Annotated in this window: 14 protein-coding genes, 1 tRNA gene and 1 other RNA gene; 5 read left to right on the forward strand and 11 right to left on the reverse strand. The window is 69.3% G+C overall.

From position 1 onward, the window contains the following. Nucleotides 1–48: 48 nt before the first annotated feature. Nucleotides 49–1,533 carry a glycosyltransferase family 39 protein gene (locus OSC30_RS01730; protein WP_267170093.1) on the reverse strand — a complete coding sequence of 495 codons (1,485 nt, stop codon included), beginning with the start codon at nucleotides 1,531–1,533 and terminating at the stop codon, nucleotides 49–51. 136 nt (nucleotides 1,534–1,669) lie between these two features. Here OSC30_RS01730 and OSC30_RS01735 point away from each other — a divergent pair, with 136 nt between their 5' ends. The 4 genes from OSC30_RS01735 to OSC30_RS01750 are packed head-to-tail and all read left to right on the forward strand — an operon-like array spanning nucleotide 1,670 to nucleotide 6,192. Next, a complete protein-coding gene (locus OSC30_RS01735) occupies nucleotides 1,670–2,611 on the forward strand; it encodes an AAA family ATPase (protein ID WP_267170094.1) in 942 nt (313 codons plus the stop codon). A gap of 2 nt (nucleotides 2,612–2,613) precedes the next feature. Further along, entirely contained in the window at nucleotides 2,614–3,567 is a 954-nt protein-coding gene (locus OSC30_RS01740; RefSeq protein WP_267170095.1) for a DUF58 domain-containing protein, read from the forward strand. Further along, nucleotides 3,564–5,549, forward strand: a complete 1,986-nt coding sequence (locus OSC30_RS01745; RefSeq protein ID WP_267170096.1) for a transglutaminase TgpA family protein — start codon at nucleotides 3,564–3,566, stop codon at nucleotides 5,547–5,549. Before OSC30_RS01740 ends, OSC30_RS01745 begins: the two co-directional genes overlap by 4 nt. Before the next feature lie 46 nt (nucleotides 5,550–5,595). Then, a complete protein-coding gene (locus OSC30_RS01750) occupies nucleotides 5,596–6,192 on the forward strand; it encodes a Slp family lipoprotein (RefSeq protein WP_267170097.1) in 597 nt (198 codons plus the stop codon). Between the two features lie 257 nt (nucleotides 6,193–6,449). Here the strand turns inward: OSC30_RS01750 and OSC30_RS01755 are convergent, their stop codons facing one another. The 9 genes from OSC30_RS01755 to OSC30_RS01795 all read right to left on the reverse strand — a co-directional run bounded on the left by OSC30_RS01755 (nucleotide 6,450) and on the right by OSC30_RS01795 (nucleotide 11,910). Further along, on the reverse strand, nucleotides 6,450–6,794 hold the full coding sequence (locus OSC30_RS01755) for a histidine triad nucleotide-binding protein (RefSeq protein WP_267170098.1): 345 nt from the start codon (nucleotides 6,792–6,794) through the stop codon (nucleotides 6,450–6,452). 24 nt (nucleotides 6,795–6,818) lie between these two features. Next, nucleotides 6,819–7,250, reverse strand: a complete 432-nt coding sequence (locus OSC30_RS01760) for a GNAT family N-acetyltransferase (protein WP_267170099.1) — start codon at nucleotides 7,248–7,250, stop codon at nucleotides 6,819–6,821. Next, entirely contained in the window at nucleotides 7,247–7,846 is a 600-nt protein-coding gene (gene recR, locus OSC30_RS01765) for a recombination mediator RecR (RefSeq protein WP_267170100.1), read from the reverse strand. Before recR ends, OSC30_RS01760 begins: the two co-directional genes overlap by 4 nt. A 79-nt stretch (nucleotides 7,847–7,925) precedes the next feature. Then, nucleotides 7,926–8,249 (reverse strand): YbaB/EbfC family nucleoid-associated protein, encoded by a 324-nt coding sequence (locus OSC30_RS01770; RefSeq protein ID WP_267170101.1) that lies wholly within the window; start codon nucleotides 8,247–8,249, stop codon nucleotides 7,926–7,928. 13 nt (nucleotides 8,250–8,262) lie between these two features. Further along, nucleotides 8,263–9,909, reverse strand: a complete 1,647-nt coding sequence (gene dnaX / locus OSC30_RS01775; protein WP_267170102.1) for a DNA polymerase III subunit gamma/tau — start codon at nucleotides 9,907–9,909, stop codon at nucleotides 8,263–8,265. A 201-nt stretch (nucleotides 9,910–10,110) separates the two neighbouring features. Next, an RNA gene (gene ffs, locus OSC30_RS01780) (signal recognition particle sRNA small type) lies at nucleotides 10,111–10,207 on the reverse strand. 41 nt (nucleotides 10,208–10,248) lie between these two features. Beyond that, nucleotides 10,249–10,341 (reverse strand) — tRNA-Ser (locus tag OSC30_RS01785). Between the two features lie 85 nt (nucleotides 10,342–10,426). After that, on the reverse strand, nucleotides 10,427–11,185 hold the full coding sequence (locus tag OSC30_RS01790; protein WP_267170103.1) for an MBL fold metallo-hydrolase: 759 nt from the start codon (nucleotides 11,183–11,185) through the stop codon (nucleotides 10,427–10,429). Next, nucleotides 11,182–11,910: a 3-deoxy-D-manno-octulosonic acid kinase gene (locus tag OSC30_RS01795; protein ID WP_267170104.1), complete on the reverse strand. Its 729-nt coding sequence runs from the start codon at nucleotides 11,908–11,910 to the stop codon at nucleotides 11,182–11,184. Before OSC30_RS01795 ends, OSC30_RS01790 begins: the two co-directional genes overlap by 4 nt. Nucleotides 11,911–11,931: 21 nt before the next feature. Here OSC30_RS01795 and OSC30_RS01800 point away from each other — a divergent pair, with 21 nt between their 5' ends. Then, nucleotides 11,932–13,002, forward strand: coding sequence for a glycosyltransferase family 9 protein (locus OSC30_RS01800; RefSeq protein ID WP_425474720.1), 1,071 nt, complete (start codon nucleotides 11,932–11,934; stop codon nucleotides 13,000–13,002). A 232-nt stretch (nucleotides 13,003–13,234) separates the two neighbouring features. Here OSC30_RS01800 and OSC30_RS01805 read toward each other — a convergent pair whose 3' ends face one another. Further along, nucleotides 13,235–13,639 (reverse strand): DUF6165 family protein, encoded by a 405-nt coding sequence (locus tag OSC30_RS01805; RefSeq protein ID WP_267170105.1) that lies wholly within the window; start codon nucleotides 13,637–13,639, stop codon nucleotides 13,235–13,237. Between the last annotated feature and the right edge of the window lie 4 nt (nucleotides 13,640–13,643).

The raw sequence follows: 13,643 nt of genomic DNA on the forward strand, positions 1-13,643 counted from the left end.
AGCCTACCGGGCGCCAAGTGGCGAAAAGCGGGTGGGCTCAAGGCCGTCCTACCGTCGAGGCACGGCTTGCGCGTTGCGCCAGAACAGGCACCGGGAGGGATCGGCCAGCCGCGCAGGCGGCGAGACCGGCACCCGACCCCGGTAGTACGCGAAGCTCTTGCGCCCGTCGAACAGCACTTGCCGCGCGACCAGCCGCGGCGCCTCGATGCTGCCGCAGATCGACCCCAGCCGTTCCAGCATCTCGCGCTCGCGCATCACCTCGCTCACCACCAGCAGCATCGGCTCACCGGCGTGCGCGGTGCGCAGCCCGGCCTCGTCGAGCTGCCAGATCGCCAGCTGCGGCGCACGGCCGTGCTTGACGTTGAGCGAACTGTCCAGCGAATACACCGGCCGGCGGCCATCGAGCTGGAATTCCAGCTCGGCGGCCAGCATGAAGTTGTCGGCCACCAGCACCGCGTCCTCGTGTTCCAGCAGGACCTGCGCCTGCGCCGCGCTCTCGCGCCAGCCCACGAAGTTGCTCGGGAATGCCTTGCTCGATGCCAGCACTTCCACGCCCTGCGCACTCGCCGCCAGCGCGAGATAGCCCAGTCCAAGCACAGTGCCGAGTCCGCCCAGCACGCCGCCGATCACGGTGGCGACGCGCCATCCCCGGCCCGCCTGCCGGCACAGCGCGGGCAAGGCGGCAAGCAATGGCAGGTAACCGGGCAGCGGCCAGTGCGCGCGAAAGCGCAGGTCGTCGGCGAACAGGCCGAACAGGAAATACGGCACCAGGAAGCCGAGCGATGTCCAGGCGAGGAAATCCCACGGCGCCCCTTCGTCACGCCGGCGCCAGCTGCGCCACAGCGCCCACAGCAACAAGGCGTAGAGCACCGGCGTGCAGGCGATCGCCTGCTCCAGCGGCTGCACCAGCGCATCGGCGTGGAAGCTCCATGGGTTGCGATCGACCAGTTGGAACGCGAGGCCTGCGCCATGCTGGCGCCAGTTCGACACCACCAGCGGGATCAACCCCAGCGCCGCCACGGCAAGCGCCAGCCACAGGCCGCCCCGGCGCCACTGCGCGCGGCCGCGCGTGGTGAACACCAGCAGCAGCAGTCCGGCCAGCATCACCATCGCCGCGCGGTAGTGGGTCAGCCACGCCACCGCCAGCGCGACGCCGAGCAGCAGCCAGTCGCGCAGGCGATCCTCGTCCATCGCGCGCAACAGCGCATGCAAGGCCACGGCGATCGCCAGGGTCAACGGCACGTCCGGCATTGCCATCACACCGAACGTACCGGCCAGCGGCAGCGCCATGCACAGCAGGCCCGCCTGCCAACCGATGCGCGCGTCGAACGCACGCCGCCCGAACGCCACCATCACCCACGGCAACGCGCTGCCCAGCAGCAGGAACGGCCAGCGCATGCCCAGCAGGCCGTGCCCGGCGATACCCTCGCCCAGCCGGATCAGCCACGCCGTCAGCGGCGGCAGATCGCTGTAGCCCCAGGCCGGGTGTCGGCTCTCCAGCCAGTAGAACGCCTCGTCGCCGAACGGCGACATGCGCGCGGCGACGATGCACTTGAGAACCAGCAGGACAACGAACGCAATGAGGAACGCGCCTCGCCAGCGCGCGAGATGGGCCGCTACACTCGACCGACCCTCCCCGCGTTGTGCCCGTGCCGACTGCCAGGAACCCATGTCCGCCACCACTCCCCTGCCCGAAGAAACGCTCCATTCCCGCCTGGAAGCGGCGATGGCCCAGGTCAACCGCGTGCTGCTAGGCAAGCCGCGCCAGGTCAAGCTGGCCTTCACCTGTCTGGTCGCCGGCGGCCATCTCTTGCTGGAGGACGTGCCCGGCGTGGGCAAGACCACGCTGGCGCATGCGCTGGCCGCGAGCTTCGCACTGGATTTCCAACGCATCCAGTTCACCAGCGACCTGCTGCCTTCGGACATTATCGGGGTCAGCGTGTTCGAGCGCGAGACGGGGCAATTCCGCTTTCATCCCGGCCCGATCTTCACCGGTCTGATGCTCGCCGACGAGATCAACCGCGCCACGCCCAAAACGCAAAGCGCGCTGCTCGAAGCCATGGCCGAGGGGCAGGTCACCGTGGACGGCCAGACGCACACGCTGGCGCAACCGTTCTTCGTGGTCGCCACGCAGAACCCGCTGGACCTGCATGGCACCTTTCCCCTGCCCGACTCGCAGCTGGACCGCTTCATGCTGCGCATCTCGCTGGATTATCCCGACGCTGCCGCCGAGCGCGCGCTGCTGGCCGGCAGCGATCGCCGCGACCTGCTGGCCCAGCTCACGCCGCAGCTCGACGCACCCAGCCTGGCCGCGCTGCACGGCCAGGCGCAGCGCATCACCGCCAGCAGCGCGCTGCTCGATTACCTGCAGGCGTTGCTAGCGGCCAGCCGTCGTCATGCGGACATCAAGGTTGGGCTGTCGCCGCGGGCCGGCATCGCCCTGCTCGGCGCAGCGCGTGCGTGGGCCTTGTTGAGCGGACGTGGCCACGTGCTGCCGGAGGACATTCAGGCGCTGTTCGTGCCACTGGCCGCGCACCGGCTGGTGCCTTCGCGCGGCGCCAGCGGGGATGCGCTGGCCCGCGCGCTGCTGGCTGATACCGCGGTCGACTGACCGTGCGCGACGCATTGCGCCGCCTGCAGCAACTGGCCGAACGGCGGCTGCCCGCGCTGACCCGTTTCCGCCGCACCGAGCCGATGCCGATCGAGCTGCACCGCCGGCGCATCTACATCGTGCCGACCGGCTTCGGCATCGGCTTCACGATCCTGCTGTTGGTGATGCTGGTCGGCTCGTTGAACTATTCCAACAACGCCGCGCTGCTGCTGACCTGCATGCTCGGCGCGGCCGGCGCGGCCAGCATGCTGGTGGCCTTCCGCGCGCTCGACGGGCTCGCCCTGGCCAGCGTGCGCGCCGGCCAGGCGATCGCCGGCGAGGCGCTGGCGCTGACCCTGGAATTCGAATCGACCCGCCCCCGCAGCGCGATCCGTGTCGATCTGGGCAACGCCTGCCAGCCATTCGCCATCGATGCCAGCGGCCGGGCCGACGTCACCCTGCCGCTGGCCACCGCCCAGCGCGGCTGGCAGCCATTGCCGCGCCTGCGCGTCTGGACGACCTGGCCACTGGGGCTGTTCCGCGCGTGGAGCTGGGTGCATCCGGCGCAATCCGCGCTGGTCTGGCCGCGTCCGGAAAACAGCGGGCCACCACCGCGCCTGCCCGCCGACGAAGGCCTGCGCCCGCGCCTGCACCGAGGCGAGGACCTGGCCGCGTTGCGCGACTACCGCAGCGGCGATCCGCGCAAGCACATCGCCTGGAAGGCCAGCGCGCGACTGGGCCAATTGCTCAGCAAGGATTTCGAACAACCCGAATCCCGCCCCGAATGGCGCCTCGACTGGCGCGAGCTGGAAGGCATGGACAACGAGGCGCGCATCGCCCGCCTGGCCCGCTGGCTGGGCGAGGCCCATGCCCAGGGCCGCCGCCACAGCCTGTGGCTGCCGGGCCAACCGATCGAGGTCGGCAGCGGTCCGGGCCATTACGCGCGCTGCATGAGCGCACTGGCGTCGCTGCCATGATGCGCGCCCTGCATCGCCATCATGGCGAACCCATCCTGGATTCGCGCGCGTTCGACCTGCTTTGCCTGACCATGGCCTGCGTGCTCGGCGTGCACGTGGCACACTTGCCCTGGTGGCTGGCCGGCGCACTGGCCCTGGTGCTGGCCACGCGCTGGTGGCAGCGCCGCCACCACGGCAAGCGCGCACCGCTGCTGCTGAAGCTGCCACTACTGGCGTTGCTGGCGGTGGCGGTGGTGTTCCACTACGGCACGATTTTCGGACAGGAACCGGGCTCGGCGCTGGCCGTCGGGCTGCTGGTACTCAAGCTGCTGGAAAGCGAGACGCCCCGCGACGCCAAAGTCGGCGTGAGCTTCGCCTGCTTCGGCCTGATGGCCGCGCTGCTGTTCGACCAGGGCCTGGTCGCCACTGTCGTGGTGGCCCTGGGCCTGTTGCCCGCACTGGCCACGTTACGCGCGCTGGAGCCGGCGCAGGCTCCGGCGAGCCTGCCGCACGCGCTGGTCCCCGGCCTGGCCCTGCTCGCCGCCGCGGTGCCGCTGGCCCTGCTCGCCTTTGCGCTGGTGCCCCGGCTGAGCTCGCCCTTGTGGGGCGCGGCCAACCGTAGCGAGGCGCGCACTGGCCTGAGCGACCGGATGTCGCCGGGCAACTTCACCGAACTGCTGGTCGATGACCGCCCGGCAATGCGGGTCAGCTTCGATGGCCCGCCGCCGGCGCGTGAATTGCGCTATTTCCGCGCCTACGTGATGTGGGTGTATGACGGACGCACGTGGGAACACGTTCAGCTGCGCCGCGCCGACGGCAGGCCACGGCCGCCCGAGACACTGGAGGCCAGGGTCACCACCGGCTATCAGGTCGACCTGGAGCCGACCGACCGCGCCGTCCTGCCCGCACTCGGCGTGCCGCCACAGGCACCAGTCGATGCGAGCCTCAGCCCCGACCGCGAGGTTTTCAGCGACAAGCCCGTCCGCGAGCCACTGCATTACGAGGCGCGCGCGGCACTGCACTACCGCCTGCAGGCGCGGCTGCCCGAGGCGGCAAGGCGTTTCGCCCTGCGCCTGCCCGAGGGATTCAACCCGCGCACGCACGCGCTGGCCGCACAGTGGCGCGCGCGCTACGGCGGCAACGACCAGGCCATCATCGACGCCGCGCTGGGGTTGTTCCACGACGGCGGGTTCCGCTACACGCTGGCGCCGGCGCCGCTGGGCCGCAATGCGATGGACGACTTCCTGTTCCATACCCACGAGGGGTTCTGCGAGCACTACGCCTCGTCCTTCACGGTGCTGATGCGCGCGGCGGGTATTCCCGCGCGGGTGGTCACCGGCTACCAAGGTGGCTACTGGAACCGGCTGGGCAACTATCTGCTGGTGCGCCAGTCCGACGCGCACGCCTGGAGCGAGGTGTGGCTGCAAGGACGTGGCTGGGTACGCATCGACCCGACCGCCGCGGTTCGACCTGAACGCGTCAGCCTGGGCGCCGAGGCCGCCGCCGGCGACCAGCTCGGTTGGACGCAAAGCGGCTGGCTGGGCGCACTGCGCAACCGCTGGGACGTGGTCAACCACTGGTGGGCCCAAGGCGTTATCGGGTTCGATGCACTGCGCCAGCGTGGCCTGTTGACCCCGTTCGGCATCCGCGACACCGGCACGGCGATGCTGGGCATGCTGTTGGCCATCGGCACGGCCCTGTTCGTGGCCATCGGCGTGGGCTGGGCGTTGTGGCGGCGTGAACGGCCCGAGCCGCTGCGCCAGGCGCTGCGGCGACTGGAGGTCAGGCTCGCCCGCGCCGGCATCACGCGCCGTCGCGGCGAGGGGCCGCAGCATTACCTGAGCCGCGCGGCAAGGGCGTTGCCCGCGCAGCGCGGCCAACTGGAGCGATTGATGAACCGCTACCTCGATCTGCGCTATGCACGCGACGAACCCGTGCCTGAACTGCTGCGGGATTTCCAGCGGGCGGTACGGGAATTCCGGCCGCGCCGCGTGGTCAAATGACTATCCATGCGATCGCCCGGCGATCGCAGTCCCAGGGAGAACCACCATGTCCTTTCCGTACCGACCGCTGGTCCTGGCCACCGCCTTCGGCCTGCTGACCGCCTGCGCGACGATGCCCCAGCCGCTGCAGGGCACCTACTCCAACGTGAGCACGGCGGGCGCCCAGCAGGGCGGCGCCGGGGGCGCGAAGGTGCGCTGGGGCGGCGAGATCATCAAGACCGAGCCGGGCCCGCAACAGACCTGTTTCTATTTGCTGTCGCGCCCGCTGGACAAGCAGGCACGGCCGGAGTCCGGCACCAGCGGCGCCACCGACGGTCGCTTCGTCGCCTGCCACGAGGGTTTCTACGATCCGGAAGTGTTCACCCGCGGCCGCGAGCTCACTGTTACCGGCACCCTACATGGCACCGTGACCAAAAAGGTGGGTGACTACGACTACGCCTACCCGCGCGTGGAGGCCGACGTGGTCTACCTGTGGCCGAAGCGCCCGGTGACCGTGCGCTACCCGCCGGGTTACTACGATCCGTTCTGGGGTCCGGGCTTCGGGCCGTACTGGGGCCCGTGGGGCGACCCGTTCTGGAATCGCCCGCGCGTGATCGTGGTGCGCCCGGCACCCGCGCCAGCGCCCAGGCCTGGCCACAAGTAGGCTGCCTCCGATCGCAAAAAACGCCGGCCTCGCGCCGGCGTTTTTCGTTGGATCCTACTGTCGGGAACCTCGAATAGCTCTTTTCGCGCGACGCTTTTGCAGGAACCCACTTGTGGGCGATGGTCTTACGTCTGATTGCACGCCAAAAGCATCGCCACAAGTGGGCTCCTGCAGTGGGCGTCGGAAGCTTTCGGGGTTTTCCGAGGTTCCCTATCGAAGCGCACCAGCGCACCACCGGATGCAGCCCGGCAGTGCGTTCAGCCGGGCGGCCAGTTCATGCGGCGCCCGGCCAGCAAATGCACGTGCAGGTGGTAAACCGTCTGCCCGCCGTGCTCGTTGCAGTTGATCACGGTGCGATAGCCCTGCTCGGCCAGCCCTTCCTGCTTGGCGTAGTCGGCTGCGGCGATCAACACTTTTCCCAGCAGCCCGGCATCGGCCGGCTGCGCGTCGTTCAAGGTCGGCAACGGCTTCTTCGGGATAAACAGCACGTGCACCGGCGCCTGCGGGTTCAGGTCCCGGAAACCGAGAACCTCGTCGTTTTCGAAGACGATATCGGCGGGGATTTCCCGCCGGATGATCTTGCCGAAGATCGTGTCGCCCATGCCTGACTCCTTCGTGCGGTGCGATTACAGCCGCAGCAGCATACCCTGCGAATGCGGAGCGCTCAGCCGGAACCCGAACTGCTCGTACAGCCGGCAGGCCTCGCCGTCGGCGAGCAGGGTAACGACCACGTCGCGGGGTGCGCACTCGCGCGCGTGCTCCATCAGCGCCGCCACGATTCGACTGCCGAGCCCGCGCCGCTGCCAGTCCGGGCGTACGGCGATGTCGGCTAGCTGCAGGAACAACGCCCCGTCGCCGACCAGCCGTCCCATGCCCACCAGTTCCTCGCCGTCGCGCAGGCAGACCGCACACCAGCTGGCCGGAAGCCCGACGCGGGCGGCCGCCTCGTCCATGCGGCTGAGGCCGGCAGCCTGGCGCAGTGCGCAGTACTCGGCCGGCGCGGGCGCCTCGAACACGAGGCGCGGCGCGGCCGCATTTCGTCCAGTGGCGGGCGTCATTCGAGCACTTGGCGGCTACCGAAGGCGTGCGCCAGCGTGCCGCGGTCGACGTACTCGAGCTCGCCCCCCAGCGGCACGCCGTGTGCCAGCCGGGTCGGCTTCACGCCGCCGGCGTTGGCCAGCTGCGCCAGGTAGTGCGCGGTGGCCTCGCCTTCGACGGTCGGATTGGTGGCGATGATCATTTCCTCGATCTCGCCCTCGCCCAGCCGCGCGCTCAGCTGTGCCAGGCCAAGCTCTTCCGGGCCGAGTCCGTCCAGTGGCGACAGCCGGCCGAGCAAAACGAAGTACTGCCCGCGATAGCCGGTGGCTTGTTCGATGGCGGCCAGATCGGTCGGCGACTCCACCACGCACAGGACGTTGCGGTCGCGACTGCCGCTCGCGCACAGCGCGCAGACCGGATCCTCGCTGAAATTCCGGCAGCGCGTGCAGTTGCCGATGCGCTCCATCGCCTCGCGCAGCGCTCCGGCCAGTTTCAGGCCGCGCGTACGCTCGCGCTCGAGCAGATGGAAAGCCATCCGCTGCGCACTCTTGCCGCCCACGCCGGGGAGGCAGCGCAGCGCTTCGATGAGGTCGGCGAGAAGGGGGGAACCTGTCATGATCTCGGGATTCGCGAAGCGGGATTCGGGATTCAAAAAGCCGGGGGCTGCTTGCCAATCCCGAACCCCGAATGCCGGCTCAGAACGGCATCTTGAAACCGGGCGGCAGATTCATGCCGGAGGTCACGCCGCCGAGCTTGCCGCGACTGGCCTCGGCCACCTTGTTGACCGCGTCGTTGACGGCGGCGGCGACCAGGTCCTCGGCCATCTCCGGATCGTCGGCGAACAGCTTGCGGTCGATCTGCACGCGGCGCACCTCGTGCGCGCCGGTCATCAGCACCGTGACCAGGCCGCCGCCGGCGCTGCCGGTGACTTCCATCTTCGCGATTTCCTCCTGCGCACGCTTCATGTCTTCCTGCATGCGCTGGGCCTGCTGCATCAACTGACCGATCTGGCCTCTCATGGCGTAACTCCGCTCATTGTTCGATGGGTTTGATGGACTGTGGCACCACGCGGGCACCGAACTCGCGCTTGAGCGACTGCACCAGCGGATCCTCTTCGATCGCCTGCTCGGCGGCGCTCTGGGCGCTCTGCCGGGCGGACGCGGCGCGGGCGGCCGGGGTTTCGGCAGCGCCATCGCTGTCGACCACGAAGCGCAACTTGATGCGCTCGCCCAGAACATCGCCGATACGGTCGGCCATCTGGCCTGCCATCGGCTCGACGGCCAGGTGCATGTGCGCCGGTTGCAGCGCCAGCACCAGCGTGTTGCCGTCGCGCTCGCGCAATGCGGCGTTCTGTGCCAGTTGGCCGAGGGGACCGCGCAGGCCAGCCTGTTCGATCAGCGCGTCCCAGCGCGGCAGGCCGCGGGCATCCGTGGCCAGGGGCGGACGAGCCTTGGGCGCGGCGGGTGGTGCGGGCGGTGGTGCTGCGCGGGTAGCCGGCGCCTCGCTGCGGGGCATCGCCGATGAGGGTCGCGGCGCCGGTGCCGGCGACGGGCGGCTCTCGCGCCCGGCCGACGGGGTGGATTCTCCCGCCTCACCCGGGCGGAACGCCAGCATCCGCAACAGCGCCATCTCGAATCCGGTACGTGCATCCGGTGCCAGCGCCAGGTCGCGGCGGCCGGTCGTAGCGATCTGGTAGTAGAGCTGCACGTCTTCCGGCTGCATGCGATCGGACAACCCAGCCAGCACTTGCTCGTCCTCCCCGTCGCCTTCGACACGGTAGCCGGGCACCAGCTGGATCAGCTGGAGATGGTGCAGCGTGGCGGCCAGGTCGTCGAGCACGCCGCCGAAGTCGGGCGAGTACGAGGCGATGCGCTCGCACTCGGCCATCAGCCGCGCGCCGTCGCCGTCGGCCAGCGCGTCGAGCACGCCCAGCACCTGGCCGCGTGCCACGCTGCCCAGCATGGCGCGCACGTCGTCGGCCTTCAGCCCGCCGCCGCCATAGGCGATTGCCTGGTCCAGCAGCGACAGGCCGTCGCGCAGCGAGCCGTCGGCACCGCGCGCGAGTTCGCCGATGGCGGCGTCCTCGTAGGCAATCTGTTCGGCGTCGAGGATGTGGCGCATCTGGCCGGAGATCTGTTCGGGCAGCAGGCGCTTGAGGTTGAACTTCAGGCAGCGCGACAGCACCGTCACCGGCAGCTTCTGCGGGTCGGTAGTGGCGAGCAGGAACTTCACGTGCGGCGGCGGCTCCTCCAGAGTTTTCAGCAAGGCGTTGAAGGCCGGCTTGGAGAGCATGTGCACCTCGTCGACCAGGTACACCTTGAAGCGGCCCCGGGCGGGCGCGTACTGGGCGTTCTCGATCACCTCGCGCACGTCGTCCACGCCGGTGTTGCTGGCCGCGTCGATCTCGAGCAGGTCGACGAAACGGCCGGCGTCCACCGCCGTGCAGACCGCGCACTCGCCGCAGGGATCGGCCGACTCGCCGCGCTCGCAATTGAGCGACTTGGCGAAGATGCGCGCGATCGTGGTCTTGCCCACGCCGCGCGTGCCGGTGAACAGATAGGCGTGATGCATGCGCCCGGTGTCCAGCGCATTGGTGAGCGCGCGCACCACATGCTCCTGCCCGACCAGCTCGACGAACTTGCGCGGGCGCCACTTGCGGGCGAGAACCTGATAGGACATGGGCTATACCTGAGGGCGAACCCCGATTGTGCCAAGGTCAGGGGCGGGTCGGCAAAGAGCGCCATCCGCATTCGGCACATTCACCCGCGGAAATGGGGAAGAGCTCGACAGGAAGATCTGATGCCTCCCCTTTCCCGGCGTGAGTGGCATGGCGCCGAACGGTGTCGGGGCGCGCTCGCCGCTACCCCGAAATGGCGGCGGCCCCGCCAGCCACACCCCGGCACCCGAATCATCCACTACCGTTGCTTCCTTCCGGACCTGGCGGAGTTTGCGGACTATCGTCGCGGGGGGACCGACGGGGCCACCATGGACGTGGGCGCGTTACGCCCTACTAGAAACTGGCGGAGAGGGCGGGATTCGAACCCGCGATACGGGGATAAGCCGTATACACACTTTCCAGGCGTGCTCCTTCAACCACTCGGACACCTCTCCGGATCTTCCTTGCCGACCCTGGAGGCTGGCAAAGAAGCGGAAGGATAGCGATCTCCCCGTGCCGACACAACCGGCAGGAGCAACGTCAGCCGGCGTCGGGCCGCGGCGGCGACGGTGAAGGCAGCATGAGGCTGCCGCCGGGTTCGGCGATGGCATAGCCGCGGCTGCGCAGCGCCTCACCATCGGCGGTGCTGCCATAGTGGTACAGCACCAGCTGCCGCCGCAGTCCTTCGTCGTATTCGCGGTCCAGGTCATCCACGCCGCTGTGCGAGGGATTGCCCACCAACCCGCAGTCGTGCAGCACGCGTTCGTCGCCGGCCGCATGCTGCGCCAGCATCTCCGGCACCGGGCGGGTATCGCCGGTGAACACGAAGCTGCCGCGCAGCGCCAGGCCGAAGGAAGTGTTCGGACGATGGTGCCGCGTGGGAAAGACGTCGAACCACCAGCCGTCGAGCCAGAAGCCGCGGCTGCATGGCACCAGCCGGAAGGCCTCCCAGAAGTTGACGCCGCCCTCGGCCAGCACGCCGGGGTAGTCGGCCACGCGCGTCTGCAACCACGGCACCAGCGCGGCGTGGGCGAACACCCGCACGCTACCGCGCAAGGCCTCGTCGAACCACAGCCGGGTGAACAGCCGCTCCATGCCGCCGACGTGGTCCAGGTGGGTGTGGGTGATGTAGATCGCGCGCGGCAGCTCGCCGTAAGCGTCCTGATAGCGGTCCTGCGTGTCCGGGCCGCAATCGATCAGCAGCATGGGCTTGCCGTCCCGTTCGAGCACCGCGGCCGAGGAACCCAGCTCTACCGCGTGGGCGGCGCCGACACCGAGGAAACGCAGCGACCAGTTCATGCGCCCAGCGTCCGTTCGTAGCCGTAGACCAGCGGTCCCCAGATCGTCGCCTGGAAATCGGCTATCCGCTCGATGGCACCGAGCTTGACCAGCGAGCGGCGCAACCGGGCGAGATTGGCCAGCCGCCAGGCTTCCGCCGGCGTGCGCAGCGCGCCGCGATCGAAGTCGATCAGATACAGCGCCCCGGCGGTGACCAGCACGTTGTGCGCGTTCAGATCGGCATGCCAGATTCCTTCGCGATGGAAGCGCGCGACCAGCGCGCCGGTCTCGCGCGCCAGGTCGGCATCCAGCCGACCCTCGGCCAGGCACTGGGCCAGCGTGTGCGCATCCTCGATGCGGCGGGTGATCAGATCGGCGGTGTAGGACAACCCATGCCGGCGGTAGCGCGCGGCCACCGGCTGCGGTGCCGGTAGTTCGAGCCCCGCGGCATGTGCCAGCAGCCGGAACTCGGCGAAACTGCGCGTATGCGCGGCGCCGGTCCACAGGTAGTGGTCATGGTTGAACTTCGCCACCAGGCCGCCCCGATGGTAATGGCGCAGCACGCACGCGCCGGCCGGCGTGTCGATCACCGCCACCCCGCCGCGCCCGCCACTCTGCACTCGCAAGGCGTCGCGCTGCTGCCAGTAGCCGCGGTCGAACCAGCGCACATCAGCCGCAGGCGCCAGCGACGCGTCGAACAACATCGCGCCGCCCGCTTCCTCGCGGATCTGCTCCTGCATCATCATGGGCGGTCGAAGGAGACGTTCATGTCGGTCGATTCTAGCCCAAGCCCCCTGCCCGCTCCCGCTGCGCTGTGCCTGCTGCGCACTTCGGCGATCGGCGATGTCACCCATGTCGTGCCCTTGGTGCGCACGCTGCAGCAGGCCTGGCCGCGCACGGCGCTGACCTGGATCGTCGGCAAGCTCGAACGCAGGCTGGTGGGGGATATCGAAGGGGTGCAGTTCGTCACCTTCGACAAGGGCGCCGGCTGGGGGGGCGTGCGCGATGTCTGGAAGACGCTGCGCGGGCGGCGTTTCGATGCGCTGCTGCAGATGCAGGTGGCGGCGCGTTCGAACCTGCTGAGCCTGGGCGTGCGGGCGCCGCGGCGTATCGGTTACGACCGCGCGCGCTCGAAAGATCTGCATAGCCTGGTGATCAACCAGCGCATCCCCGCGCGCTCCGGCGAACACGTGCTCGATGCGATCGGCAGCTTCTGCGAGCCGCTGGGACTGAAGCAGACCCGGGTGCGCTGGGACATCCCGATCCCCGACGAGGCGCGCGTCTGGTCGGAACAGCAACTGCCGGGAGACACGCCCACCCTGCTGGTCAGCCCGACCTCCAGCCATGCCCTGCGCAACTGGTATCCCGAGCGCTACGCGGCGGTGATCGATCACGCGCTGGCGCGCGGATGGAGGGTGGCACTGGTGGGCGGCCCTTCCAGCGGCGAGCGGGCGATGGCCGATGCAGTGCTGGCGGCCTGCAAGGGCTCGCCAATGGACCTGACCGGCAAGGACACGCTCAAGCGGCTGCTGGCCCTGCTCGATCGCGCGCATATGCTGATCACGCCCGATTCGGGACCGATGCACATGGCCAACGCCGTGGGCACCAAGGTGCTGGGGCTGCATGCGGCGAGCAACCCGGACCGCTCCGGACCCTACTCGGATCGCAGCTGGTGCGTGGACAAGTATGACGAAGCGGCACGGCGCTTCCTGGGCAAGCCGGCGAGCGAGCTGGCCTGGGGTACGAAAATCGAGCGGCCGGGCGTGATGGGGCTGATCGAGGTGGATGACGTGGTGGAGCGCTTCGAGGCGTTTGCCGAATCGCGTGGGCTGGCCTGAGATGGCCCTTCGGGAGAAGGGCGGCAGGTGAAGGTTCGGGTGAATCCCGACGTCCTGCTCCGCCCGAACCCTCTCCCGCCTGTCGGCCCCTCTCCCGGAGGGAGAGGGGCTCGGCCTTGGAGCTGCGGCAGGCGCTTCGACTTCGCCCTGCGGGCTGCGCTCAGCGCAAACGGATATTTAAAGGCCGTTCGCCCTGAGCGTAGGCGCGCAGCGCCGGAGTCGAAGACTCACTTCAAGCGCCCGACGGGCGGTAATCCTGGTAGGACTTCTCTTCCACCAGCTGCGAGCCGAGCTTGAGGTTGATCTCGCGCTTGACCGCCGCCCGCTCGTCGTTGCGCACGTACACCGAACGCGCCAGCTCGACGAACTCGGCGTCGAAGGCCTGCGCCCGTTCCTTCAGCCGGATGCGGTCCTCGATGTCCCACAGCGCTTCGTTGACGGCCAGCAGGCGCGCTCGCTCGCCGCCGATGTCGGTTTGCGAAGCGGGGTCGTTGGCCCAGGTCGCGTTGAGCAGGTCCAGCTCGTTGCGCACGTTGGCGAGCTTGACCGGATCGCGGATCTGGCGCGACTTGATCTCCAGGATGGTGATCTTGTCGATCAGCTCGCCGTAGGAAACCGGGACTTGGATGAGGCTCATGGTG

Origin of the sequence: Frateuria hangzhouensis (genome assembly GCF_026410505.1) — a bacterium.
Taxonomy (GTDB): Bacteria; Pseudomonadota; Gammaproteobacteria; order Xanthomonadales; family Rhodanobacteraceae; genus Frateuria_A; species Frateuria_A hangzhouensis.

Excerpts from the sequence above, each read along its gene's own strand:
- OSC30_RS01730 (WP_267170093.1), bottom strand. The coding sequence starts at position 1,533 with ATGTCGCCGTTCGGCGACGAGGCGTTCTACTGGCTGGAGAGCCGACAC.
- OSC30_RS01735 (WP_267170094.1), top strand. The coding sequence starts at position 1,670 with ATGTCCGCCACCACTCCCCTGCCCGAAGAAACGCTCCATTCCCGCCTG.
- OSC30_RS01745 (WP_267170096.1), top strand. The coding sequence starts at position 3,564 with ATGATGCGCGCCCTGCATCGCCATCATGGCGAACCCATCCTGGATTCG.
- OSC30_RS01750 (WP_267170097.1), top strand. The coding sequence starts at position 5,596 with ATGTCCTTTCCGTACCGACCGCTGGTCCTGGCCACCGCCTTCGGCCTG.
- OSC30_RS01755 (WP_267170098.1), bottom strand. The coding sequence starts at position 6,794 with ATGGGCGACACGATCTTCGGCAAGATCATCCGGCGGGAAATCCCCGCC.
- OSC30_RS01760 (WP_267170099.1), bottom strand. The coding sequence starts at position 7,250 with ATGACGCCCGCCACTGGACGAAATGCGGCCGCGCCGCGCCTCGTGTTC.
- recR (WP_267170100.1), bottom strand. The coding sequence starts at position 7,846 with ATGACAGGTTCCCCCCTTCTCGCCGACCTCATCGAAGCGCTGCGCTGC.
- OSC30_RS01770 (WP_267170101.1), bottom strand. The coding sequence starts at position 8,249 with ATGAGAGGCCAGATCGGTCAGTTGATGCAGCAGGCCCAGCGCATGCAG.
- dnaX (WP_267170102.1), bottom strand. The coding sequence starts at position 9,909 with ATGTCCTATCAGGTTCTCGCCCGCAAGTGGCGCCCGCGCAAGTTCGTC.
- OSC30_RS01790 (WP_267170103.1), bottom strand. The coding sequence starts at position 11,185 with ATGAACTGGTCGCTGCGTTTCCTCGGTGTCGGCGCCGCCCACGCGGTA.
- OSC30_RS01795 (WP_267170104.1), bottom strand. The coding sequence starts at position 11,910 with ATGATGATGCAGGAGCAGATCCGCGAGGAAGCGGGCGGCGCGATGTTG.
- OSC30_RS01800 (WP_425474720.1), top strand. The coding sequence starts at position 11,932 with ATGTCGGTCGATTCTAGCCCAAGCCCCCTGCCCGCTCCCGCTGCGCTG.
- OSC30_RS01805 (WP_267170105.1), bottom strand. The coding sequence starts at position 13,639 with ATGAGCCTCATCCAAGTCCCGGTTTCCTACGGCGAGCTGATCGACAAG.